We start from the raw sequence: 23,211 nt of genomic DNA, 5'->3' as shown, positions 1-23,211 counted from the left end.
GTACCTTGAAAACGGCGAATATAATTTTGAGAGAAAGTAGAATAATGTGGGGTAGGTTTAGAGAAAGGGAGGTTTAAAAACCATCTAAACGCTACATCCGTTTCGACACGTTTAATGGTTTCTCGCATGGATTTAATGCCATAAATATCTTTTAAAAAGACCAATTTAAATAAAACAACAGGGTCTAAACTATTGCGACCGTTGGTATGACTATAATAGGGAGAAGTAATCTCATAAATAAAGTTGAAATCAATTGATTTATCAATTTTACGTAGTAAATGGTCTTTTGGTACTAATTCGGACAATGTGTTTAATATGATTTCATCATTTGGGTGAGTTTCTTTATAAAACATAGATTTTTCCCTCCTTTTTCTTATCTCTATTATACCACTTTTAAGCGTTATTATCGTATCAGACGTTGTGGTACGAATGGCTTCGTTCTCGCACGTAGTAGAGAACGAGCGATGTATCGTGTACATCGTGGTAAGCCGTACAACTTAACGTCTGATACGAAAAAAGACTGTCGACATTTTAATTTGTCAACAGTCTGAAAAATAACCGTGCATACGGTTATTTTTGGTTCTATAATCAATCTTATTAGAGGAAGTAGAGTCCCACCAATAAGATTTGACGAAGAGCCTATTTTTTTTGTTTTTTATATAGACTAACAATACGTTTATTTGATTTGAATAATGCATCAATAATAAAAATAGCTAAAGCAATTAACGTCGCAATTTGAATGGTTTCTGATAAATATTGATTAAATTTTATAGCATTTCCACTGATGTAAAAATAAACACATCTAAAAATAGCTAGTCCAGGTACTATTGGTAAAAAACCCGGAATAAAAAACATTGTTACAGGTGTTTTGTAAACACGAGCCATGAGTTGACTGTATAGTGCAACGAGTAAACTGGCATAGAAGTTGGCTAGCATACCAGTTATTGGGAGTAATAAAAAATATGCAATCCAACAAATAAGTCCACCTATTCCTGCAGGGATAAGAAATTTTTTAGGAGCATTAATCATGATAGCTCCCGCATATACAGCAACAAAGGACGATATAATCGCAACAATTAACGACATCATGAAATTAAGTTCCCTCCTCCTGATAAAATAAGCCCTACGGCTACTCCTAACGCAATAGAAAGAGCAATGATAACAGCTTCTGCACATCTTGCAAAGCCAGATAAATAATCACCGTGGAATGTATCTCGAATGGCATTTGTAATAATTGTTCCTGGTACCATTGGCATGATACTACCTACCATGATGGCGTCTAATGACAAATGATGAGGAAATTGTTTCACGAAAATAGTCCCAATAATTGCGGCAATAATAGAGGCGATCACGTTTGAGAAAAAAGTTGTAGATTTTAAAAAACGCCCCACTCTAAAAATAAGAACAAGAAAAATTGCATTTAATAATGTTACAGTACTGTCATATATATTTCCACCTAACATAATAGTAAATCCAATGGCTAAAATTAATGTTGCAATATCTATTGATAACTGACTATATTCTTGTTCATCAAGTGTTGTTAATTGTTCATAAGCATCCTCGATTGATAATCTATTTGCACATAAATTTCTAGAAATATCGTTTACTTTATGGATTTTCCTTAAATCAGTTGTTCTTGTTTTCACCCTATGTATCAATGAGATAGCCTTAATACTTGTATCATCTAATGTAATCATAATGCCAGTAGGTAGAACAAATGCTTCAGTATGTTCTAATAACGACAGTTTTAAAATATGTTCGACTGTTTCTTCAACACGATATGTTTCAGCATTGCTCTCTAACATGATTTTTCCAGCTAATAATGCTATATCTGCAATTTTTTTATAGTCCACGATGCAAGCCTCTCTAGTTTTTTTCTTTATTATAAAGTTGTTCACACATGTCGTCAATGAAGAACAAAGATAAAGATCAGTTAAATGAAGAATATATATCATACAGAATAAGGATTATATACGTTTGTAAAGAAATTAAAAATAACGAGATGAACTGATTGTTTGTGGAATCAATCCATCTCGTTTAAATTATTTTGAGGGTAGTTCTATAATCTTTATTTCACTAATTTTATTAAGAAGTAATGCTTTTTACCACGACGAATAATAATAAATTTTTCTTCAAAAGAATATTCACCTGTAATAGTAAAGTCAATATCGGTTATTTTTTCACCATTCAAGGTAATCGCACCATTTTTAATATCTTCACGTGATTGACGACGACTAGGTTCGATACCAATATCAACTAACCACTCTGCGAAATTAGCATTAGGTGTAGTCGTTTCAAATGTAGGCATATTTTTAAAACCTTGTTCAATTTCTGAAGCATTTAATGTTTTAATATCTCCAGAAAATAGAGCTTGTGAAATTTTTAAGGCGTCTTTTAAAGCTTGCTCTCCATGAACGAAGAGTGTGACTTCTTCAGCCAAACGTTTTTGAGCTTCTCTTTTATGAGGTTCTGTTTCAACACAATGTTCCAATGTTTCAATTTCTTCTTTAGACAGGAAAGTGAAGTATTTTAAATATTTGATAACATCACGGTCATCTTGATTTAACCAAAATTGATAAAATTCATAAGGAGTTGTTTTTTCGGGATCTAACCATACAGCACCACCAGCTGTTTTTCCAAATTTAGTACCGTCAGATTTTAACATTAAAGGAATAGTTAATCCATATGCTTGAGCTTCGTGACCTTTTTTCTTACGAATCAATTCAAGTCCTGCTGTAATATTTCCCCATTGATCAGCACCACCAATTTGTAGTTGGACATTCTCATGTTCAAATAGATGTAAAAAGTCCATAGATTGTAAAATTTGGTACGAAAATTCAGTAAATGAAATCCCAGTTTCTAAACGACTTGCCACAATATCTTTAGAAAGCATTGTATTCACATTAAAATGTTTACCGAAATCACGTAAAAAATCTAATAATGATAAATCTTTTGTCCAATCATGATTATTAACGAACTTAACAGCTGATTTATCTTCATCAGATGTTACAAATAATTTTTTCATTTGAGCCGTTAATTTTTCAACATTTTTTTGTACAGTTTCCATAGACTGTAACTGACGTTCGCTCGTACGACCACTAGGATCACCAATAGAACCAGTTGCACCACCAATTAAAATAACGGGTTGATGTCCTGCTAATTGAAAGCGACGTAAAATCATAAATGGAATTAAGTGACCAATATGCATGCTATCACCTGTCGGATCGACACCGCAATAAACAGCAATTTTTTGTTTATTCGTAAGCTCTTCTAAACCTTTCTCATCTGTTTGTTGATTGATAGCACCTCTCCATGCTAAATCTTGAATAATTGACATATAAAAACCTCCTAAAACATAAATAAACGTCCCTAATCCAAAGGACTAGGGACGATTAATACCGTGTTACCACCCAAATTATTTGTTTATAAAACAAATCACTCGTACAATTATCGCTTGTTAAACGCTTGTTCACACAAGTAGCTCCAAAGTGTACTTCACTTATTGATTGTATTAGCTTTCACCCAACGCTAACTCTCTTCAAGACACGATCAATAAACTACTATCTTTTTCATCGCTTATAATATTGACACGATTATAACAAAGCGATAAAAGTGTGTCAAGAAAAATTCTTGCTCCACAACTGTATTAAGTGTATAATACAGTTGTGGGAGGGTTATATGTCTAGTAAAAAAAGGATATTTTTTAAATTATTTTTAGTATGTACTTGCGTTATTTATATCATTTCTTCGCTTTCAATCACATTGGCACATCAACAGATTTCTTTGGTAGATATTGTTAAACAAGAAGGTCTGACATCGCAACAAGTACCCGTATCTGCACTTGTTGTAGATGCAGATACGGGACAAATTTTGTTTGAAGAAAATTCTGAAAAAATTTGGGAAACAGCGAGTTTAGCTAAATTGATGACCGTTTATTTAGTGTTAGATGCAATGAAGAGTGGACAATTCACAAAAGACACCATTCTTTATGCAACAGAAGAAGATGAAAAAATAAGTCAAATTTATTTATTAAGTAATACAACAATCGTCAAAAATCGAGCATATAGTATTGAAGATTTACTATTCATGTCTTTAATGAGTTCCTCTAATGTTGCTACGATTATGCTAGCAAAAGCTGTCACAAATAATGATATATCATTGTTCATTGATCAAATGAATCAAAAAGCAAAAAAATTAGGTATGTTAAAGACTTCTTTTACAAATCCTACTGGAGCTATTACACACGATTTTCAAGACTTTATTCATACCCCGCATTACGATGAATCAATGCCTAGTCAATCTACGGCGCAAGATTTAGCACGTTTATGTTTTTCTTTATTGCAAGAGCATGAAGAGATTTTAGAATATACGAAGTATTATGAAGTTATCGTTAATGAGAAAACACCTTATGCAGAGTTGCTAACAAATACAAATGTGTCATTACAACAAGGAGGGACTTTTTTTGAAGGTGTAGACGGCTTAAAAACAGGTTCTAGTCCGGGAGCACAATTAAATTATATTCAAACAGTTAAACGTGGAAACAAACGATTGATTGAAGTCGTATTAGGTGTAGGAAAGTGGGATAATGAAGAAGATAAATATGCACGGCACAAAATAGCAAATGCTCTAGCAAGCCATGTGTATCGTGAATATGAAGAAACAGAATTATTACCAGTAGGAACACACACCATTCACAATACAAAAATAGAATTGGATAAATCGTTTAGTGTATTTGTCAAAAAAGATAGGCTAGGAAATATTTATTTAAAGGAGAATACAGTCGTCTATGATGCTCCGTTAGGATATATTGGTGAACCAATCCGTTTTCCAATAAAACAACTAGGTTTTGTTCAAGAGATTATAGAGCAACCACTCGATATACTATTTATTTTATTCGTAAGTATTTTAGTACTTATTTTAGTTGTTGTTATAATCATAAAGAAGCACCTTTGATAAATCAATAATTGACTAATCAACTATCGTTTGGTAAACTACATAAAAGAGGTGATGTGATGTCATTAAGAGAAATGAGTCAGTTGTTTTATCAAATTAAATTACTCGATCAAAAAATAACGCAATTATTTGAACATGTAACAGGTTTTAGTTTAACAAGATATGAAATGGTTATGGAAATTAGCCAAAATAATGGTTGTTCACAAAATAGACTTCAAGAACATTTACAAATTGATTCAGCCGCCGTTACACGACATTTGAAAGTGTTAGAGGAAAAAGGTTATGTCACTAGAAAAAGAAATCCTGAAAATAACCGAGAAGTTTTAGTGCATTTAACAGATAAAGCAAGAAAAAGCATTGAAAAATGTCATGAGCATCAAACTCTATTACAAAAAGCTATTGATGAAAGTTTTACACAATCTGATCTTCATCAAACAGTAGATTTATTAAGGAAACTTGATGATAGCTTAAATACTATAACGGAGGAATAGCATGTCTATTTTATCAATCATTTTAGTTGTTTTAACGGCCCTAGAATGTTTTTATATTATGTATTTAGAAACGATTGTGACAGATTCTAAAAATACATCTCGTGTTTTCAATATTTCACAAGAGGAATTAAAAGGAAGTACAGTTAAGACATTGTTTAAAAATCAAGGTATTTATAATGGATTACTTGGAGTCGTTTTATTGTACGCTACTTTATTTTCTAAAAATGCTATTGAAATCAGTGCCATTATTCTTGTGTATATCTTTATATGTGCCCTTTATGGAGGATTTACTTCACAAAAATCCATTATATTAAAGCAAGGAGGACTACCTATACTTGCTTTATTAAGTTTATTCTTTTAAATACATCAAAAGAGATAAATCGATAACAGATTTATCTCTTTTTGATATACAATTACCCACGTTTTACGGAGTATTTTGAAAAGTCCCAAATATCTGTGACAAGTCCTTCGTAAAACTCTGGTTCATGGCACACCATTAAAATACTTCCTTTATATTCTTTTAATGCTCGTTTTAATTCTTCTTTAGCATCTACATCTAAGTGATTGGTTGGTTCATCTAAAATGAGTACATTACTTTCTTGATTTTGCAGTTTACATAAGCGCACTTTTGCTTGTTCTCCTCCACTTAAAACACGTACTTGACTTTCGATGTGTTTTGTTGTTAAGCCACATTTTGCAAGAGCAGCTCTCACTTCAGCTTGATTTAAATAAGGGAATGTGTCCCATATTTCATTTAGGCATGTTTTAGATAAATCTCCAGACATTTCTTGTTCAAAGTAACCTATCTCTAAAAATTCTCCTTTTTCAACTTTCCCCTCAAGAGTTTGAATAAGCCCTAACAAACTTTTTAACAATGTTGTTTTCCCGATACCATTTGAACCAATAATTGCAATTTTTTGTCCACGTTCCATTGTTAAGTTTAAAGGTTGTGTTAAAGGTGTATCGTAGCCGATAACAAGATTTTCTGCTTGAAAAATAAAACGTCCAGGAGTTCTAGCGGGTAGGAAATGAAAAGACGGTTTTGGTTTTTCTTGAACTAGTTCGATTTTATCCATTTTATCTAATTTTTTTTGACGCGACATAGCCATATTACGTGTCGATACGCGTGCTTTATTACGTGCAACAAAATCTTTTAAGTCTGCAATTTCTTTTTGTTGACGATTATAGGCTGCCTCAATTTGTGCTTTTTTCATAGCATATACTTCTTGGAATTTATCATAATCTCCAACATAACGTGTTAAAGACTGGTTATCCATGTGATAAATTAAATTGATAACACTATTTAAAAATGGAATATCATGAGAAATTAAAATAAACGCATTTTCGTATTCTTGTAAATATCTACGGAGCCATTCAATATGCTCGGCATCTAAATAGTTTGTAGGCTCGTCTAATAATAAAATATCAGGTTTTTCCAAAAGTAATTTTGCCAGCAAAATTTTTGTACGTTGACCACCACTTAGTTCTGTTACATCAGAGTCTAAACCGAATGCACTAATACCAAGAGCACGAGCAACTTCTTCAACTTTTGCATCAATAATATAAAAGTCATGATGCTCTAGCAATTCTTGAAGTTCACCTACTTCTTCCATTAAGCTATCCATATCAGCATTCTCATTTGCCATTTCCATATAGATGTCGTTTATTCTTGTTTCAATGTCATACAAGTGTTCAAATGCGCTTTGTAGTACTTGACGAATACTCATTCCCTGTTCTAAAACAGTATGCTGGTCTAAATAACCAACACGTACACGCTTTGACCATTCGACTTTTCCTTCATCGGGTTGTAATTTCCCCGTGATAATATTCATAAATGTAGATTTTCCTTCTCCATTCGCACCTATTAGACCAATATGTTCCCCTTTTAATAATCGAAATGATACATCATCAAAAATAGCACGATCCCCAAAACCATGTGTTAAATGTTCAACGTTTAATATACTCATGGATAACTCCTTTTCTTTACTCAATATGCGTATTATATAAAAATGAAAAAACTCTCGCAAGAAAAAATACTAAGAAATCTATTTTTCTATTAGACATCGACGTGTTTACTAGTATTACCCTATGAATTTTGGTATACTTTTTAGAAGAATATAGTCTTATGACAAAGGATAGATAGATGAGTAAATTACTTGAAAAAATGAACGAACGTCAAAAAGAAGCTGTTCAACATACAGAAGGACCATTACTGATTATGGCGGGTGCTGGTAGCGGAAAAACACGTGTTTTAACACATCGTATTGCCTATTTGGTGGAAGAAAAACATATCAATCCGTGGAATATTTTAGCCATTACATTCACAAATAAAGCCGCAAAAGAAATGAAAGAGAGATTAGAGTTATTAGTAGGACATGTGACCCGTGATATGTGGGTATCGACATTTCACTCCATGTGCGTACGTATTTTAAGACGAGAAGCAGAACTGATTGGCTATTCTCGTCAATTTTCTATTGCCGATACAAGTGAACAAAAAACATTGATGAAACGTGTTATCAAAGAAAGAGGATACGATCCAAAAAAGGTAAATGAAAAAGTATTACTTTCTGTTATTAGTGATGCAAAAAACCAATTATTAACACCCGAAAGGATGAAAGAGGAAGCATCTACGTGGTTTGAGGATGTTATTGCAGACTGTTATCAAGATTATCAAAACTTGCTGATGAAAAATCAGTTGTTTGATTTTGATGACCTAATTATGAAAACTGTGGAATTATTTGAACAATATCCTGATGTATTGAGTTATTATCAACAAAAATTCCACTATATTCATGTTGACGAGTATCAAGATACGAATAAAACACAGTATACATTAGTTAGACAATTAAGCCGTTATTTTAAAAATATTTGTGTTGTTGGGGATGCCGATCAAAGTATTTATGGTTGGCGTGGTGCTGACATGAGCAATATTTTAAATTTTGAAAAAGACTTTCCAAATGCAAAAACAGTTTTACTGGAACAAAATTATCGTTCCACTAAAACCATTTTAAATGCAGCGAATAATGTAATAGATAATAATCAAGAGCGTGTCGCTAAAACATTATGGACACAAAATGATACAGGAGATACGATTACACTTTACAATGCCTTTTCAGAAAAAGATGAAGCGAGTTATGTTGCTCAAAAAATTAAGCAATTACAAACAGAAAAAGTGTATGTATCAAAATATAATGATATAGCTGTATTATATCGTACCAATGCACAATCTCGTTCTCTTGAAGAAGCATTTATGCAATACGCTATACCTTATAAAATTTACGGGGGATTACGATTCTATGATAGATTAGAAATCAAAGATATTTTAGCGTATTTACGTTTGATTGATAATCCAAAAGACGATTTGAGTTTTGAGAGAGTTGTGAATGTACCTAAGCGTAGTGTTGGGAAAACGAGCTTGGAAAAATTAGCTAGTTTTGCAAGAGAACGTAATTATTCTCTTTTTGAAGCAACAGAGCACTTGGAAGAAACTGGTTTAGGCACAAAGGCAAAAAATGGGATTTTATCTTTTGTAACGCTTATTAAAAAATGCCAAATAGCATTGGAAGAATCGACGATAACACAATTATTAGATATGTTACTAGAAAAATCAGGATATACTGAATGTCTTGAAATGGAAGGGACACTAGAAGCTCAAGCAAGACTAGAAAATATTCAAGAATTTAAGTCTGTTACCAAAACATTTGATGAACAATTACAAACAGAAAATTTAGAAGATATAGAAGAAGTAATTTCTCCATTAACGCGTTTTTTGTCCGATTTTGCTTTGGACGGGACGCTTGAAGAAGATGAAACAAATGAGCATTATGTCACATTGATGACACTACATGCAGCTAAAGGATTAGAATTTCCAGTTGTCTTTATAGTGGGTATGGAAGAAACTATTTTTCCTTCAAGTAGAAGTGTGTTTGAAGAAGATATAGAAGAAGAAAGACGCTTGATGTATGTTGGGATGACTCGGGCAGAGAAAAAATTATTTCTGACACATGCCAGTTCTAGATTGCTATATGGTGATGTTAAACGAAATAGAGCTTCACGCTTTTTAGAAGAGATTAGCGATGTGTATGTTGATGTACCTGAAAATATAACACCACAAACAACGATAACAAAACCATTTAAAGTACCTTTTGTACAAAAGAAAGTTGTGACGCAAGAGAACCGACAATTTAGTGTTGGTGATAAAGTAAAACATGCAAAATGGGGTATTGGTAGAGTTGTGCGAATTAGTGGTAAAGATGTAGATACAACAATAGATATTGCATTTGAAAACCAAGGCATTAAGACACTGTTAGCAGCATTTGCACCAGTTGAAAAAATCTAAATTTATCTTTTACTTTGATAATTTTATAAGACGAGGAGTATACAATGGCTAATCAAATAGCAAAAAAACGTATTGAAGAGCTGCGGACGGTGATACAAAAACATAATTATCAATATTATGTTTTAGATAATCCAACAATAAGTGACTCTGATTATGATGCTTTATACAAAGAATTAGTGGCGTTAGAAAAAGAAAATCCAGAATTTATAACAGAAGACTCCCCTACACAAAAAGTAGGAGGTGTGATTTTACAAGGTTTTCAAAAAATAGAGCATGATACACCGATGTTAAGCTTGTCAAATGCTTTTAGTAAAGAAGACTTAATACAATTTGACAAACGTATAAAAGATAGTATTCATCAAGAAGTTGCCTATACTTGTGAGTTGAAAATTGATGGTTTAGCTATCTCGTTAAAATATATTAATGGAAAATTCGTGACGGGAGCAACAAGAGGAGATGGGCGCATTGGTGAAGACATTACGCAAAATTTAAAAACCATTTCATCTATTCCTTTAAAGTTGCAAGAAAATATCACATTAGAGGCACGTGGAGAATGTTTTATGCCTAAAAGTGCATTTGTTTCTTTAAATGAACAACGTGAATTATTAGGAGAGCCAATTTTTGCCAATCCACGCAATGCAGCAGCGGGAAGTCTTAGACAGTTGGACAGTGCCATTACGGCAAAAAGGCAATTAGATGTATTCCTATATGGTGGAGATATTCCTAGTATTGACACACAAGAACAATTGTTACAAGCACTAAAACAAGTTGGTTTAAAAATTAATCCAGAAACAAAAATATATCGTTCGATTGATGATGTTTGGTCATACATAGAAACGATTAGCCAAGAACGACAAAATTTACCGTATGATATTGATGGTATTGTCATTAAAGTCAATGATTTCCAACAACGAGAAGAAATAGGTTATACAGTAAAAGCTCCAAAATGGGCGATTGCCTATAAATTTCCGGCAGAAGAAGTGCAAACAAAAATACTCGATATTCAATGGACTGTCGGCAGAACAGGCGTTGTGACGCCAACAGCCATTATGGAACCTGTTTTTGTTGCAGGTTCAACTGTGCAACGTGCCAGTTTGCATAATGTTGACTTATTGAAAGAAAAAGATATTCGTCTAGGGGATACTGTTATCTTACATAAAGCAGGCGATATTATACCTGAAATTAAAACCGTACTATTAGAAAAAAGACCGAAACAATCAGCGGTATACGATATACCTACACATTGTCCAGAATGTCAAAGTCAACTTGTTCATTTACAAGATGAAGTAGCTTTGCGTTGTATCAATCCACACTGTGCTGCTCAAATTAAAGAAGGTGTTTCTCACTTCGTTTCACGACAAGCCATGGCAATATTAGGTATGGGTACAAAAATCAGTGCAAAAATATTTGATGCACATTTGATTGAAGATGTTGCAGACTTATACTATTTGACACTTGAACAATTATTAGAATTGGATAAAGTACAAGAAAAAACAGCAACTAATTTATTAACGTCTATCGACAATAGTCGTCATCACTCAATGGAAAAATTAGTATTTGGATTAGGTATTCGTCATGTTGGTAGTAAACAAGCACAACAATTATCAAGTGCTTTTGGGAGTATACAAGCTTTGCGACAAGCCACCATCGAAGAATTAGTTGCGATTGATGGCATAGGTATGGTTATTGCAGAAAGCGTTGTGACATATTTTAAACTTCCAGAAGTGCATGTATTATTAGAGAAACTAGAAAAAGCACATGTGAATATGACGTATACAGGTATTCAAAAGTCAGATGTTGCACAAAGTGTCCTAACAGATAAAACAGTTGTTTTAACAGGGAAATTAGAACGTTTCACAAGAACACAGGCGTCTGAGTACATTGTTAAATTAGGTGGAAAAGTGACAGGAAGTGTATCTGCTAAAACAGATATTGTCATTGCAGGAGAAGATGCCGGTAGTAAGTTAGAAAAAGCAAAAGCGCTAAATATTTTAGTATGGAGTGAAGATGATTTACATCGTTTAATTGAAGAACATATAGAAAGTATAGGTGGATAATGAGTGAAATTTTATAAAAAAGCACTGCTAATTGCGTTTCTTTTTGTCCTTGTTGGATGTGCTAAAAATAACAGTACACCTCAAACACAAAAAGTCTCCGATGAAGGAAATGTTGTTGTGACAAATAATAGTGATAATGCTAATGACTATAAAATGATATTATTAGACGGGAAATATCCGACATCAAAAACAAGAGGAGCATCATTGACATTATTAACACCAGTCAATATTGCTGAATTTGAAGTAGGATTGACTGACTTATCTAAAATACAATTTCCTGCGAATCAATATTATTTTTTAGAAGGTCAATACCTACCAAATCAAGATATCCAAAAATGGTTACAAGTTCAAAATGGAGAAAATCCAGATGGATTAAATAAATCTAACACACCTAAAGCTATCTCAACTATTTTAGAACAGGATTATATGCTTTTAGTAGATAATGGATATGAGTTAAATGGTGTTAGTATTGGTATTGCCTTAAATCCGCAAGTAAACGATACACTATTATCGGACAATAATTTATTAGAATTAGGAAAAGAAGCAGCAACAAAAATTGTTGAACGTATTAGAACGAAAGAAGGCATGGGAAATATCCCTATCCTTATTGGTTTATTCAAACAATCTATTGATAACGGCGCCTCACGAGGTTCGTACTTATCTTATGCCGTATCTAAATCAGGTGTGTCTTTATCTGAATGGAAACCAGTAAATGTTGAAAAACGTCTATTTCCTTTAGATAATGATAAAACAGATGATGTCAGTGTTTTCTCTACTTTTAAAAAATCTGTTGAAAGCTTCTTCCCTAACTTAAATGGGATTGTAGGGGAAGCAACATTTATTGACGGCACAATGAGTGAATTGAATATAACCGTGACAACACAATTTTATGGACAGTCTGAAATGATTGCTTTAACACAATTTTTAGTTGAAAAAGCAAATGCATATAGCGCAAGTAATCTCAACGTTAAAATCAAAGTCGAATCTGTTCGTGGAACAGAAGCCGTTATTCATAAAAAACAAGGTGAAACAGTATTTCATTCCGTTGTGTTGCACTAATAAATCTTTTACAGTGGTTGACCCAAAAAATCATAATTGGGTCAGCCACTGTTTTTCTATTGACATACTATAGTTTCTATTCTACAATTAGTTAAACGGTTAGTTAGTTAAGTGACTAACTAATAAACGGGTGATAAATAAAAAGAAAGGAGTCCAATATGCAAATCAATCCAACGAGTAATATTCCAATTTTTTTGCAAATAGCAGAACAGTTAGAAAATTTAATTTTTACGGGTGTCATAAAAGAAGAACAACAAGTTCCCTCAACTACAGAATTGTCGGTATCTTTGTCTATCAATCCACATACCGTATTAAAAGGCATGAATAAACTTGTTGAAGAAGACATATTGTATAAAAAAAGGGGAATGGGAATGTTTGTAAAAATAGGTGCTCAAGACAAAATTCGTAAAAAAAGAAAAGATATATTTAAAGAAAAATTATTAAAACAGTTTATCGAAGAAGCAAAAAAATTAAACATGACACAAGAAGAAGTTGTTGCAGTCATTAAGGAGGGATTTGCTCATGAATAGTATTCAAGTAAAAAATATCAAAAAACATTTTGGTAAATCTATTGTATTAGAGAATGTCAGTATGACTTTTCAAGAAGATAAAATTTATGCTTTATTAGGTAGAAATGGTGCTGGTAAATCTACACTAATGAAAATTATTACAAATCAATTATTTGCAGATGAGGGAACTGTACTACTCGACAATGAAGTGCTGACAGAAAATGCGAATGTTTTAAAAGATGTTTATATCATGAGTGCTGAGGCAACTTTTCCCAAAGATATGAAAGTCAAAGAAATTTTACATTGGACACAGCAGTTTCATCTTAATTTTGATAAAGAAAAAGCTTTAAAACACGCAGAATTATTTGGACTACCTCTCAAGAAAAAAGTTTCTAAACTTTCTACAGGTTACCAAACGATTTTGAAATTAGTCTTAGCTATGAACAATCATGTGCCGTATGTTATTTATGATGAGCCTATTTTAGGATTAGACGCCAATCACCGTGAATTATTTTATAAACTTTTATTACAAGGATATGAAGATAGACCACATACCATTATTATTGCTACACATTTAATTGAAGAAATTGCACATGTGGTAGAGCACGTTGTTATTATTGATAAAGGAAGAGTGCTCCTTGATGAAGATGTCGATACATTATTAGAACGAGGATATAGTATATCTGGAAACACACAAGATGTTCAACAGTATGCAGCTGGTAAAAATGTTTTAGACATTGACACAATAGGAGCATTGAGTGTTGCTTATATATTAGGTACAGTAGAAGATGATTTACCTGAAACGCTAACTGTTTCAGCAATTAACTTACAAAAAATATTTGTGAAATTAACAGATAAAGGAGTTGTTTAAGATGGTATATCATGCACCAAGTAAGTTTCTTTTAAAACAAATATTCTATGGGGCGAGTGTTATATTTGCTTATTTATTCATATTATTGATTGTTGCTTTTCCTTTTCCATTAAAATCAGTGAGTACTACTTCTATTACGGTATTACTGATAGCAAGTGCTACAATGATAAAATATTATTCCTTTTTCTTAACAAATCAATTCACTCGAAAACAAATCTACATTAGTTTTTGTACGACATTTTGTATTATGGCTTGTATGATGTATGCACAAAATTTGATTTTTGAACAACTGGCGTTTTCTTTACATAAACTCAGTCCGTATGAAAGTGCTCTTTCTTTTTATAATACTTTTGGTTTTTTGGATAAAGTATTTTATATTGGTTTAGGTATTTTGATGACACAAATTGGTATGCTAATCGGGCTTCTCTATTTAAAATTCAATAAAAAAATAGTTGTGATAATAGCGGTTATACTGTGGTTTACTTTACCGGTTAGTCTCGAAATTCTCATGTATTTTTTTAAAGAATCAATCGTAATTTTAGTCATTCGCTTAACAGGTTTTCAAAATGGAGCCTTTCATGCATTTAATCTTGTCGAAATTGTATTTGGATTGATTGCGTGTTTTATGTTTATAAATGCAACTATCAATAAAAAAATAGTGATGAAATAAAGGAGAATAAGTATGAAACTACAGCAATTATTCCTCTTTCAGTTCCTTAAACTATTAAAGATAAGTCTAATAATATCGAGTATATTAAGTGCGTTCGCTTTAATTTCTTATTTTTTAGTAGGATACTACTTACAAGATTTCACAATAGATATTGTGAGTATTTTAGGAATGGGTATTTTCTTTATAGGATACAATGTAGCAACTTATTTTGAGTTTTTGTTGAGAAATCAATATACAAGAAAACAACTCTTTTTCTCAACGCTATTAGTGGCAATAGCCATGATTATGACCGTGTCTATACTAGTCGTTGTGAGTGGCTTCATTTTAAAAAACTTAGGTATCCGTATATATGTAGATGGTGCCGTTTATCATCATACGTACATATTTAGCGGTGTTGTCATTTTAGTTTTTGAAGCATTTTTAATTGCCATGGTGTCTATTTTAATGGGAAGTTTATATGTGAAATTCGGTAACTATTTATTTTATACATTGCTTATCATTAGTTTTGGTATAGGTTTTATTGGTTCTGAAGTGAACTATCATGAAGTGTTGTTAAAATGGATGATAATATTATTTGATATACAACACGGTGTGATGAATGCTATTCATATGACTGTGTTTTTAGTCGGTATGAATGCTTTGTTAATAGCTATTTATTATATAATCAATCGAAAACTACTTATCAGATAAAAAATCCTCACAAAGAGAGCAATCTCCTCTCTTTGTGAGGGTTTTCTCATATTTTACGATAAATAAAGTATTTTGGTTTCGTGTTTCTAAAATACTTATGGTATACTATATTTTGTATAACTATCGAAAGGAAGAATTTAATGGCGATTACAGAAAAAGATGTGTACCATGTTGCCAAGCTAGCAAAATTGTCTTTTAAAGAGAATGAAATAGTAGGATTTACTGAAAAATTAAGTAATATCATTGACATGGTTGAACAATTAAACGAAGTCGATACAACAGGTGTACCTGTTACGACACATGGGTATCCCGTTGTAAATGTATTTAGAGAAGATATTGCAGAACAAGGAACCGATAGAACAGAGTTGTTTGAAAATGTTCCAAATGGTGCAGATGGGTTCATTAAAGTACCTGCAATGATAGAAGGTGGAGGTGACGCATAATGTTTGAAACATTACATGAGATGCATACAGCTCTAGCCAATAAAGAGATCACATCTGTCGAATTGACAGAACGTGCTTTCGATAGAATTGCACAAGTGGACGGAAAAGTTGAGGCATTTTTAGCGTTAAACAAAGAACAAGCCTTAGAGCAAGCAAAACAAAGTGATGAAAAAGGGTATGATAAAGATAACTTTACCTTGCAAGGCTTACCAATTGGTATTAAAGATAATATCGTTACAAAAGGTTTAAAAACAACGGCAGCAAGTCGTATGCTAGAAGATTTTGTACCAATTTATAATGCGACAGTTATGGAAAAATTAAATCATGCGGGTGCTGTGACAATCGGAAAATTAAATATGGATGAATTTGCCATGGGTGGAAGTACAGAAACATCGTACTTTGCCAAAACAAAAAATCCATATGATTTAACTAAAATTCCTGGTGGTTCTTCTGGTGGTTCTGCAGCGGCGGTTGCCTCTTTAGAAGTACCAGCATCTCTAGGGTCTGATACAGGAGGAAGTATCCGTCAACCAGCAGCATTCACGAACTTGATCGGAATGAAACCAACATATGGACGTGTATCTCGCTATGGTTTAATTGCATTTGCATCAAGTTTAGATCAAATTGGTCCAATGACGCATACGGTTAAAGACAATGCGCTTGTTTTACAAACGATTAGTGGGGTAGATAAACATGATTCTACATCGTCTGCTTTAGCTGTTCCGGATTTTTCTGAAAAATTAGCAACAAGTGTTAAAGGATTACGTATTGCTTTACCAACAGAATATTTACAAGAAGGCATTAGCAAAGAAATTCGTGAAAGTATTTTAAAAGCGGCGGATATATATAGACAATTAGGTGCCATTGTAGAAGAAGTGAGTTTACCGCATTCTAAATATGGTATTCCAGCATATTATATTATTGCTTCATCTGAAGCATCATCTAATTTACAACGTTTTGACGGTATTCGCTATGGGTATCGTTCTGAAAATGTATCTAATTTAGAAGATGTTTATGTCAACAGCCGTTCGGAAGGTTTTGGAACAGAAGTAAAACGTCGTATTATGTTAGGAACATTTTCATTAAGTTCTGGTTATTACGATGCTTACTTTAAAAAAGCAGGTCAGATTAGAACATTGATTAAACAAGACTTTGAACATGTTTTTGAAAAATACGATGTTATCTTAGGACCAACAACAACGACAACAGCCTTTGGTATTGGAGAGCATTTAGATGATCCTATCGCTATGTACATGGCAGATTTATTAACTGTACCAGTAAACTTAGCGGGTGTTCCAGCTTTATCCATGCCAGCAGGTTTTGATAAAAATGGATTACCAATTGGTATGCAGTTAATTGGTCGTTACTATGATGAAGCAACATTGTATCAAGTGGCACAAGCATTTGAAACAGAAACACAATACTATAAACAAAAACCAGTACTATAAGGAGAGTAAAAAATGAATTTTGAAACAGTAATTGGACTTGAAGTTCATGTTGAATTAAAAACAGATTCTAAAATGTTCTCTCCAACACCGGCTCATTTTGGAGCAGAACCGAATACAAATACAAATGTGGTTGACTGGGGATACCCAGGTGTTTTACCAACATTGAATAAACAAGCAGTAGAATTTGGTATGCGTGCTGCACTAGCATTAAATTGCCAAATATCTCAAGAAACAAAATTTGACCGTAAAAACTATTTTTATCCAGATAATCCAAAGGCTTATCAAATTTCACAGTTCGACTATCCAATAGGACATGATGGTTGGATTGAGATTGATGTAAAAGGTAAAAAGAAAAAAATCCGTATTGAACGTTTGCACTTAGAAGAGGATGCAGGGAAAAACACGCATGGTACAGACGGCTATTCGTACGTAGACTTAAATCGTCAAGGTGTTCCATTGGTGGAAATTGTATCTGAAGCTGATCTACGTTCACCAGAAGAAGCTTATGCTTATTTAGAAGCATTAAGACAAATTATTTTATACACCGGTGTTTCTGATGTAAAAATGGAAGAAGGATCTATGAGATGTGATGCGAATATTTCCATTCGACCTTACGGACAAAAAGAGTTTGGAACAAAGACAGAATTGAAAAACTTAAATTCGTTCAATAATGTACGTAAAGGACTAATTTTTGAAGAAAAACGTCAAGCAAAAGTATTGCGTTCTGGTGGTGTTATTCAACAAGAAACAAGACGTTACGATGAAGCAACGGGAGAAACGGTGCTTATGCGTGTTAAAGAGGGAGCGAGTGATTATCGTTACTTCCCAGAACCAGATTTACCACATCTATCTATTTCAGATGAATGGGTGGAAACGGTACGCCAAAGCATCCCAGAAATGCCTGCAAAACGACGTCAAAGATATGTTACTGAATATGGATTACCTGAATATGACGCAATGGTCTTAACTTTAACAAAAGAAATGTCAGACTTCTTTGAAGCAACTGTGCAAGAAGGCGCAGATCCAAAACAAGCATCTAACTGGTTAATGGGAGATGTTTCAGCTTATTTAAATACTGCTAAACTAGAATTGTCAACTATTCAACTAACTCCTCAAAACTTAGCCGGAATGATTCAGTTAGTTGAAGATGGTACAATTTCTTCTAAATTAGGAAAAACTGTCTTTAAATTACTTGCAGAAAAAGGTGGTAATGCCAAAGAAGTTGTGGAACAAAATGGCTTAGTACAATTAAGTGATCCATCAGTATTGCGTCCTGTTATTCAAAGTATTTTAGATAACAATGCGCAATCTATTGAAGACTTCAAAAATGGTAAAGATAGAGCGGTTGGCTTCCTTGTTGGACAAATTATGAAACAAACAAAAGGAAAAGCGAATCCGACTATTGTGAATACATTATTATTAGAAGAGTTAGGAAAGAGATAAAATGAGTGAACCAGCGATTAAATATCGTTTAATAAAAAAAGAAAAACATACAGGTGCTAGATTAGGAGAAATCATTACACCTCACGGGACGTTTCCAACACCCATGTTCATGCCTGTTGGGACATTAGCGACTGTGAAAAGTATAGCACCAGAAGAACTAAAAGAAATGGGTGCTGGCATCATTCTAAGCAACACATATCATCTATGGTTAAGACCAGGAGAAGATATTGTTGAACAAGCAGGTGGTTTACACAAATTCATGAACTGGAATCAAGGTATTTTAACCGATTCAGGTGGTTTCCAAGTGTTCTCACTAAGTGATATGAGAAAAATCACAGAAGAAGGTGTACACTTTAGAAATCATTTAAACGGTTCTAAAATGTTTTTATCGCCAGAAAAAGCAATCAATATTCAAAATAAACTTGGTCCAGATATTATGATGAGTTTTGATGAATGCCCACCATTTTATGAAAGTCATGACTATGTTGAAAAATCGATTAACCGTACAACAAGATGGGCTGAACGTGGACTGAAAGCCCATGCTAATCCAGATAGACAAGGATTGTTTGGTATTTTGCAAGGTGCCGGTTATAAAGATTTACGTTTACAACATGCAAAAGACATGATAGGACTTGATTTTCCCGGATATTCCATCGGCGGTTTATCCGTAGGTGAATCAAAACAAGAAATGAATGATGTGTTAGATTACTTAACACCCGTCATGCCTGAAAATAAACCACGTTACTTAATGGGTGTTGGTTCTCCCGACGCATTGATTGACGGTGTCATTCGTGGTGTAGACATGTTCGACTGCGTATTACCAACACGTATCGCAAGAAATGGAACATGTATGACAAGTAAAGGACGCCTAGTTGTCAAAAACGCTGTTTACGAACGTGATTTCAGACCGATTGACGAAAAATGCCAATGTTACACATGTAGAAACTACACAAGAGCGTACGTCCGTCATTTGTTTAAAGCAGATGAAACATTTGGATTACGCCTAACAAGTTATCATAATTTGTATTTCTTGTTAAATTTGATGAAACAAGTAAGACAAGCCATCATGGACGATAATTTGCTTGAATTTAAGCAAGCATTTTTCGAAGAGTATGGACTAAATGTAGAAAACCCTAAAAATTTCTAAAGGAGCATAAAAATGGAAGGATTATTAAATTTTTTACCAATGATTATTATTGTTGGTGGTATGATGTTTTTCATGTCAAGAACACAAAAAAAACGTATGCAAGCAATGCAAGAAATGATGAATTCAATTCAAAAAGGAACTGAAATTGTCACAATCGGTGGTTTACATGGAGTTGTAGAAGAATTAAACGACGATACAGTCGTTCTTGATTGTGAAGGTGTGTATTTAACATTTGAACGCCGTGCAATCGGACGTGTTGTTTCAACCTCAACTGTTTCAGTAGAAGACTTACAACCACGTGATGATGTTGAAGTTGAAGAAGAAACAACGGCAGAGTAAACATGGTATTAGAAGAGTGGTTTCAACTAAAAGCTAAACAATTTCACCGTTTAGGATATGACCAAGTGACGTCTACTGACATTGCATCGTTCTTTTTTGAGTTTGCTTGGAAAAGAAAAACACCAAATTTTTATACAGAACAAGTGAATGCCATTGTACGTTTAACACCGAACCAATATTTTGATTTTAGAACAATGCAAATTCAAACGAATCAATCTACCACTTTAGAGGATATTGATTTTTCAGAATTATTTTAAAAAAATCATTAAAAAATATTGAAAATACGATGACGGTTTTATATAATAAGAACAAATAAATCAAATGTGATGTGACTAGTAATTATAGAATCTTTTTCAGAAAGCTAGTGGTTGTTGTGAACTAGTAAAGAGATATAGTGAATCCACACATCAAAACAAAACTTTGAAAACATATTTATATATGACTAAATTGTTTCGCTTGGGACCGTTAAATCCCGTTGAGTGCAAAGTAGATATGACTACTTTGAAACTGGGTGGTACCGCGAAATCAATCCATTTCGTCCCTTGTCTAAGACAACGGACGAAATGGATTTTTTGCATTTTAATCAAAACAACAAAAACGAAAAAGAAAGGAAGAAAAATATGTTAGATATTAAACAAATTAGAGAAGATGTGACCACTTTTAAAGAGCTAGGGAAAACAAGAGGTGTCGAAGAACAAATTTTTGATACATTGATTGCCTTAGACGAAGAACGTCGCGAACTGATTGTCCAAACAGAAGATTTAAAAAAACATCGTAATGAAGTATCAGAATTGATTGCACAACTAAAACGTAACAAAGAAAATGCTGATGATAAAATCGCTGAAATGAAAGAAGTTGGAGAGAAAATCAAAACGATTGATGAACGATTAGCTGTCATCGAAGAAGAATTAACAGATATGCTCGTACGTATTCCAAACATGCCTCATAGTAGTGTGCCTGTAGGAGCTGATGAACAAGATAATGTGGAAGTACGTCGCTGGGGAACACCGAAAACATTTGGTTTTGAACCAAAAGCCCACTGGGAAGTTGCAGAAAATTTAGGTATTTTAGACTTTGAAAGAGGAGCAAAAGTATCAGGTAGTCGATTTGTATTCTATAAAGGGCTGGGTGCTCGATTAGAACGTGCGTGCTACAACTATATGTTAGACATGCATATTTATGAACAAGGATACACAGAAATGGTAACACCTTACATTGTGAATGCAGCATCAATGTTTGGGACAGGACAATTTCCTAAGTTTAAAGAAGATGTGTTCCAGTTAACAGATGAACGTGATTTGACATTGATTCCAACAGCAGAAGTACCTTTAACAAATTATTATCGTGATGAAATTTTAAAAGAAACACAATTACCAGTGTACTTCACGGCGTTAAGCCCATCATTCCGTTCAGAAGCAGGAAGTGCGGGACGTGATACAAGAGGATTGATTCGCTTGCACCAATTCCATAAAGTTGAAATGGTTAAATTCTCTCATCCAGACACATCATACGATGAATTAGAAAAAATGACAGTTGATGCAGAGGCGATTTTAAAAGGTTTAGAATTACCATACCGAGTATTAGCATTATGCACAGGTGACATGGGATTCTCAGCGGCAAAAACATACGACTTAGAAGTATGGATTCCTGCGCAAGACACATACCGTGAGATTAGTTCATGCTCAAACTGTGGTGATTTCCAAGCACGTCGTGCTAAAATTCGCTTTAGAAACGAAGAAACAGGGAAAGTAGATTACGCTCACACATTAAATGGCTCTGGTCTAGCCGTTGGACGTACTGTAGCTGCTATTTTAGAAAATTACCAAAATGAAGACGGTAGTGTTACAGTACCAAAAGCACTTGTGCAATACATGGGTGGTATTGAAAAAATCGAAAAAATATAAAGGAGTATATAATGAATAAACAAATTGCAACATTTGGTGGGGGATGCTTTTGGTGTATGGTAGAACCTTTTGACACAAGAGCAGGCGTTATATCAGTAGTATCAGGATATGCTGGTGGAGATGTTGAAAACCCAAAATATGAAGATGTTAAACATCAGCTGACCGGACATGCGGAAGTTGTGCAAATAGAGTTTGATGCCGACATCATGCCTTATGAAACCTTATTAGACATTTATTGGCAACTAACAGATCCAACGGATGCGTTTGGACAGTTTGTTGATAGAGGGAGTTCTTACAGACCGGTTATTTTTTATCACACACAAGATCAAAAAGAATTGGCTGAACTTTCCAAAAAACGACTAGAAGAAAGTGGACGCTTTGACAAACCGATTGTAACGGCAATCGAACCGTTTAAAAACTTTTATTTAGCAGAAGAGTATCATCAAGATTTTTATAAAAAATCACCTGAACGCTACAAACAATCTCATGAAGAATCCGGGCGAGAAGATTTTATAGAAGCACATTGGAAAAAGTAGATGTACGTCTACTTTTTCTTTTTACATTAGGAGTAAAAAGATAAAAAAGGTGAATTTCTATTGAAAAATATCTGTTTATAAAGAACAAAATATAAATTATAGTAGTTTAAAGTATGTGTTTTTCACTTACAAATCACAAGTGGTTAATGGTAACAGAAAAGAGATAAGTGCCAAAAACGTTGATCTGACGGGGGAAATAAAAAAGTTTGAAAAAAAAGAAAAAAAGTTTGAAAAAGGTGTTGACAAAAAAAAGGTGTGTTGGTATGATGTATAAGTCGTCGCAAGGGACGACAAAACGACTGAAAACAGTCG

23 protein-coding genes and 2 other annotated features are annotated in these 23,211 nt (G+C 33.4%); of the genes, 18 read left to right on the top strand and 5 right to left on the bottom strand.

Features of this window, described 5'->3' with window-relative positions; all coding sequences use genetic code 11:
• The 4 genes from GMA11_RS07810 to tyrS form a co-directional block, all read right to left on the bottom strand.
• On the bottom strand, nucleotides 1-353 hold a 353-nt coding region (locus GMA11_RS07810), incomplete at its 3' end, for a transposase (protein WP_163546351.1).
• A gap of 286 nt (nucleotides 354-639) precedes the next feature.
• On the bottom strand, nucleotides 640-1,089 hold the full coding sequence (locus GMA11_RS07805) for a threonine/serine exporter family protein (protein WP_163546610.1): 450 nt from the start codon (nucleotides 1,087-1,089) through the stop codon (nucleotides 640-642).
• Nucleotides 1,086-1,853 carry a threonine/serine exporter ThrE family protein gene (locus GMA11_RS07800; RefSeq protein WP_163546609.1) on the bottom strand — a complete coding sequence of 256 codons (768 nt, stop codon included), beginning with the start codon at nucleotides 1,851-1,853 and terminating at the stop codon, nucleotides 1,086-1,088. The genes GMA11_RS07805 and GMA11_RS07800 overlap by 4 nt, the downstream gene beginning before the upstream one ends.
• Nucleotides 1,854-2,068: 215 nt before the next feature.
• Nucleotides 2,069-3,337, bottom strand: a complete 1,269-nt coding sequence (gene tyrS / locus GMA11_RS07795) for a tyrosine--tRNA ligase (protein ID WP_163546608.1) — start codon at nucleotides 3,335-3,337, stop codon at nucleotides 2,069-2,071.
• A gap of 44 nt (nucleotides 3,338-3,381) precedes the next feature.
• Nucleotides 3,382-3,582, bottom strand: a binding site (T-box leader).
• A gap of 96 nt (nucleotides 3,583-3,678) precedes the next feature.
• Here tyrS and GMA11_RS07790 point away from each other — a divergent pair.
• The 3 genes from GMA11_RS07790 to GMA11_RS07780 are packed head-to-tail and all read left to right on the top strand — an operon-like array spanning nucleotide 3,679 to nucleotide 5,805.
• Nucleotides 3,679-4,953: a serine hydrolase gene (locus tag GMA11_RS07790; RefSeq protein ID WP_163546607.1), complete on the top strand. Its 1,275-nt coding sequence runs from the start codon at nucleotides 3,679-3,681 to the stop codon at nucleotides 4,951-4,953.
• 59 nt (nucleotides 4,954-5,012) lie between these two features.
• Nucleotides 5,013-5,444 (top strand): MarR family winged helix-turn-helix transcriptional regulator, encoded by a 432-nt coding sequence (locus GMA11_RS07785; RefSeq protein WP_163546606.1) that lies wholly within the window; start codon nucleotides 5,013-5,015, stop codon nucleotides 5,442-5,444.
• A 1-nt stretch (nucleotide 5,445) separates the two neighbouring features.
• On the top strand, nucleotides 5,446-5,805 hold the full coding sequence (locus tag GMA11_RS07780; RefSeq protein WP_163546605.1) for a DUF1304 domain-containing protein: 360 nt from the start codon (nucleotides 5,446-5,448) through the stop codon (nucleotides 5,803-5,805).
• A 52-nt stretch (nucleotides 5,806-5,857) separates the two neighbouring features.
• Here GMA11_RS07780 and GMA11_RS07775 read toward each other — a convergent pair whose 3' ends face one another.
• Entirely contained in the window at nucleotides 5,858-7,411 is a 1,554-nt protein-coding gene (locus tag GMA11_RS07775; protein WP_163546604.1) for an ABC-F family ATP-binding cassette domain-containing protein, read from the bottom strand.
• Between the two features lie 176 nt (nucleotides 7,412-7,587).
• Between GMA11_RS07775 and pcrA the strand changes: the two genes are divergently transcribed.
• From pcrA to msrA, 15 genes are all read left to right on the top strand, one after another.
• Nucleotides 7,588-9,783 (top strand): DNA helicase PcrA, encoded by a 2,196-nt coding sequence (pcrA, locus tag GMA11_RS07770; protein ID WP_163546603.1) that lies wholly within the window; start codon nucleotides 7,588-7,590, stop codon nucleotides 9,781-9,783.
• A 44-nt stretch (nucleotides 9,784-9,827) separates the two neighbouring features.
• The gene (gene ligA, locus GMA11_RS07765; protein WP_163546602.1) at nucleotides 9,828-11,840 is read left to right on the top strand and encodes an NAD-dependent DNA ligase LigA; all 2,013 of its coding nucleotides are present in this window, start codon (nucleotides 9,828-9,830) and stop codon (nucleotides 11,838-11,840) included.
• A 3-nt stretch (nucleotides 11,841-11,843) separates the two neighbouring features.
• Complete coding sequence (locus GMA11_RS07760) at nucleotides 11,844-12,899, top strand: CamS family sex pheromone protein (protein ID WP_163546601.1); 1,056 nt, start codon at nucleotides 11,844-11,846, stop codon at nucleotides 12,897-12,899.
• A 158-nt stretch (nucleotides 12,900-13,057) separates the two neighbouring features.
• Nucleotides 13,058-13,429, top strand: coding sequence for a GntR family transcriptional regulator (locus GMA11_RS07755; protein WP_163546600.1), 372 nt, complete (start codon nucleotides 13,058-13,060; stop codon nucleotides 13,427-13,429).
• Nucleotides 13,422-14,279 (top strand): ATP-binding cassette domain-containing protein, encoded by an 858-nt coding sequence (locus tag GMA11_RS07750; RefSeq protein ID WP_163546599.1) that lies wholly within the window; start codon nucleotides 13,422-13,424, stop codon nucleotides 14,277-14,279. The genes GMA11_RS07755 and GMA11_RS07750 overlap by 8 nt, the downstream gene beginning before the upstream one ends.
• Nucleotide 14,280: 1 nt before the next feature.
• On the top strand, nucleotides 14,281-14,949 hold the full coding sequence (locus tag GMA11_RS07745; protein WP_163546598.1) for a hypothetical protein: 669 nt from the start codon (nucleotides 14,281-14,283) through the stop codon (nucleotides 14,947-14,949).
• A 12-nt stretch (nucleotides 14,950-14,961) separates the two neighbouring features.
• Nucleotides 14,962-15,639 (top strand): hypothetical protein, encoded by a 678-nt coding sequence (locus GMA11_RS07740; protein ID WP_163546597.1) that lies wholly within the window; start codon nucleotides 14,962-14,964, stop codon nucleotides 15,637-15,639.
• A 140-nt stretch (nucleotides 15,640-15,779) separates the two neighbouring features.
• Entirely contained in the window at nucleotides 15,780-16,082 is a 303-nt protein-coding gene (gene gatC / locus GMA11_RS07735) for an Asp-tRNA(Asn)/Glu-tRNA(Gln) amidotransferase subunit GatC (RefSeq protein ID WP_163546596.1), read from the top strand.
• Nucleotides 16,082-17,530, top strand: coding sequence for an Asp-tRNA(Asn)/Glu-tRNA(Gln) amidotransferase subunit GatA (gatA, locus tag GMA11_RS07730; protein ID WP_163546595.1), 1,449 nt, complete (start codon nucleotides 16,082-16,084; stop codon nucleotides 17,528-17,530). Before gatC ends, gatA begins: the two co-directional genes overlap by 1 nt.
• Before the next feature lie 12 nt (nucleotides 17,531-17,542).
• Entirely contained in the window at nucleotides 17,543-18,973 is a 1,431-nt protein-coding gene (gatB, locus tag GMA11_RS07725) for an Asp-tRNA(Asn)/Glu-tRNA(Gln) amidotransferase subunit GatB (RefSeq protein WP_163546594.1), read from the top strand.
• A gap of 1 nt (nucleotide 18,974) precedes the next feature.
• Entirely contained in the window at nucleotides 18,975-20,120 is a 1,146-nt protein-coding gene (tgt, locus tag GMA11_RS07720) for a tRNA guanosine(34) transglycosylase Tgt (RefSeq protein ID WP_163546593.1), read from the top strand.
• Between the two features lie 12 nt (nucleotides 20,121-20,132).
• Entirely contained in the window at nucleotides 20,133-20,459 is a 327-nt protein-coding gene (gene yajC / locus GMA11_RS07715) for a preprotein translocase subunit YajC (RefSeq protein WP_163546592.1), read from the top strand.
• Between the two features lie 2 nt (nucleotides 20,460-20,461).
• Nucleotides 20,462-20,716, top strand: coding sequence for a post-transcriptional regulator (locus tag GMA11_RS07710; RefSeq protein ID WP_163546591.1), 255 nt, complete (start codon nucleotides 20,462-20,464; stop codon nucleotides 20,714-20,716).
• Between the two features lie 60 nt (nucleotides 20,717-20,776).
• Nucleotides 20,777-21,005 (top strand) — a binding site (T-box leader).
• A gap of 74 nt (nucleotides 21,006-21,079) precedes the next feature.
• Nucleotides 21,080-22,363, top strand: a complete 1,284-nt coding sequence (serS, locus tag GMA11_RS07705; protein WP_163546590.1) for a serine--tRNA ligase — start codon at nucleotides 21,080-21,082, stop codon at nucleotides 22,361-22,363.
• Nucleotides 22,364-22,374: 11 nt separating this feature from the next.
• The gene (gene msrA / locus GMA11_RS07700) at nucleotides 22,375-22,899 is read left to right on the top strand and encodes a peptide-methionine (S)-S-oxide reductase MsrA (protein ID WP_163546589.1); all 525 of its coding nucleotides are present in this window, start codon (nucleotides 22,375-22,377) and stop codon (nucleotides 22,897-22,899) included.
• The last annotated feature ends 312 nt before the right edge of the window (nucleotides 22,900-23,211 follow it).

The sequence above is a fragment of the Granulicatella sp. zg-ZJ genome (genome assembly GCF_010892355.1).
In the GTDB taxonomy this organism is placed as follows: Bacteria; Bacillota; Bacilli; order Lactobacillales; family Aerococcaceae; genus WM01.
Note: the sequence above shows the minus strand (reverse complement) of the source record. Positions and strands in the feature narration are given on the sequence as shown.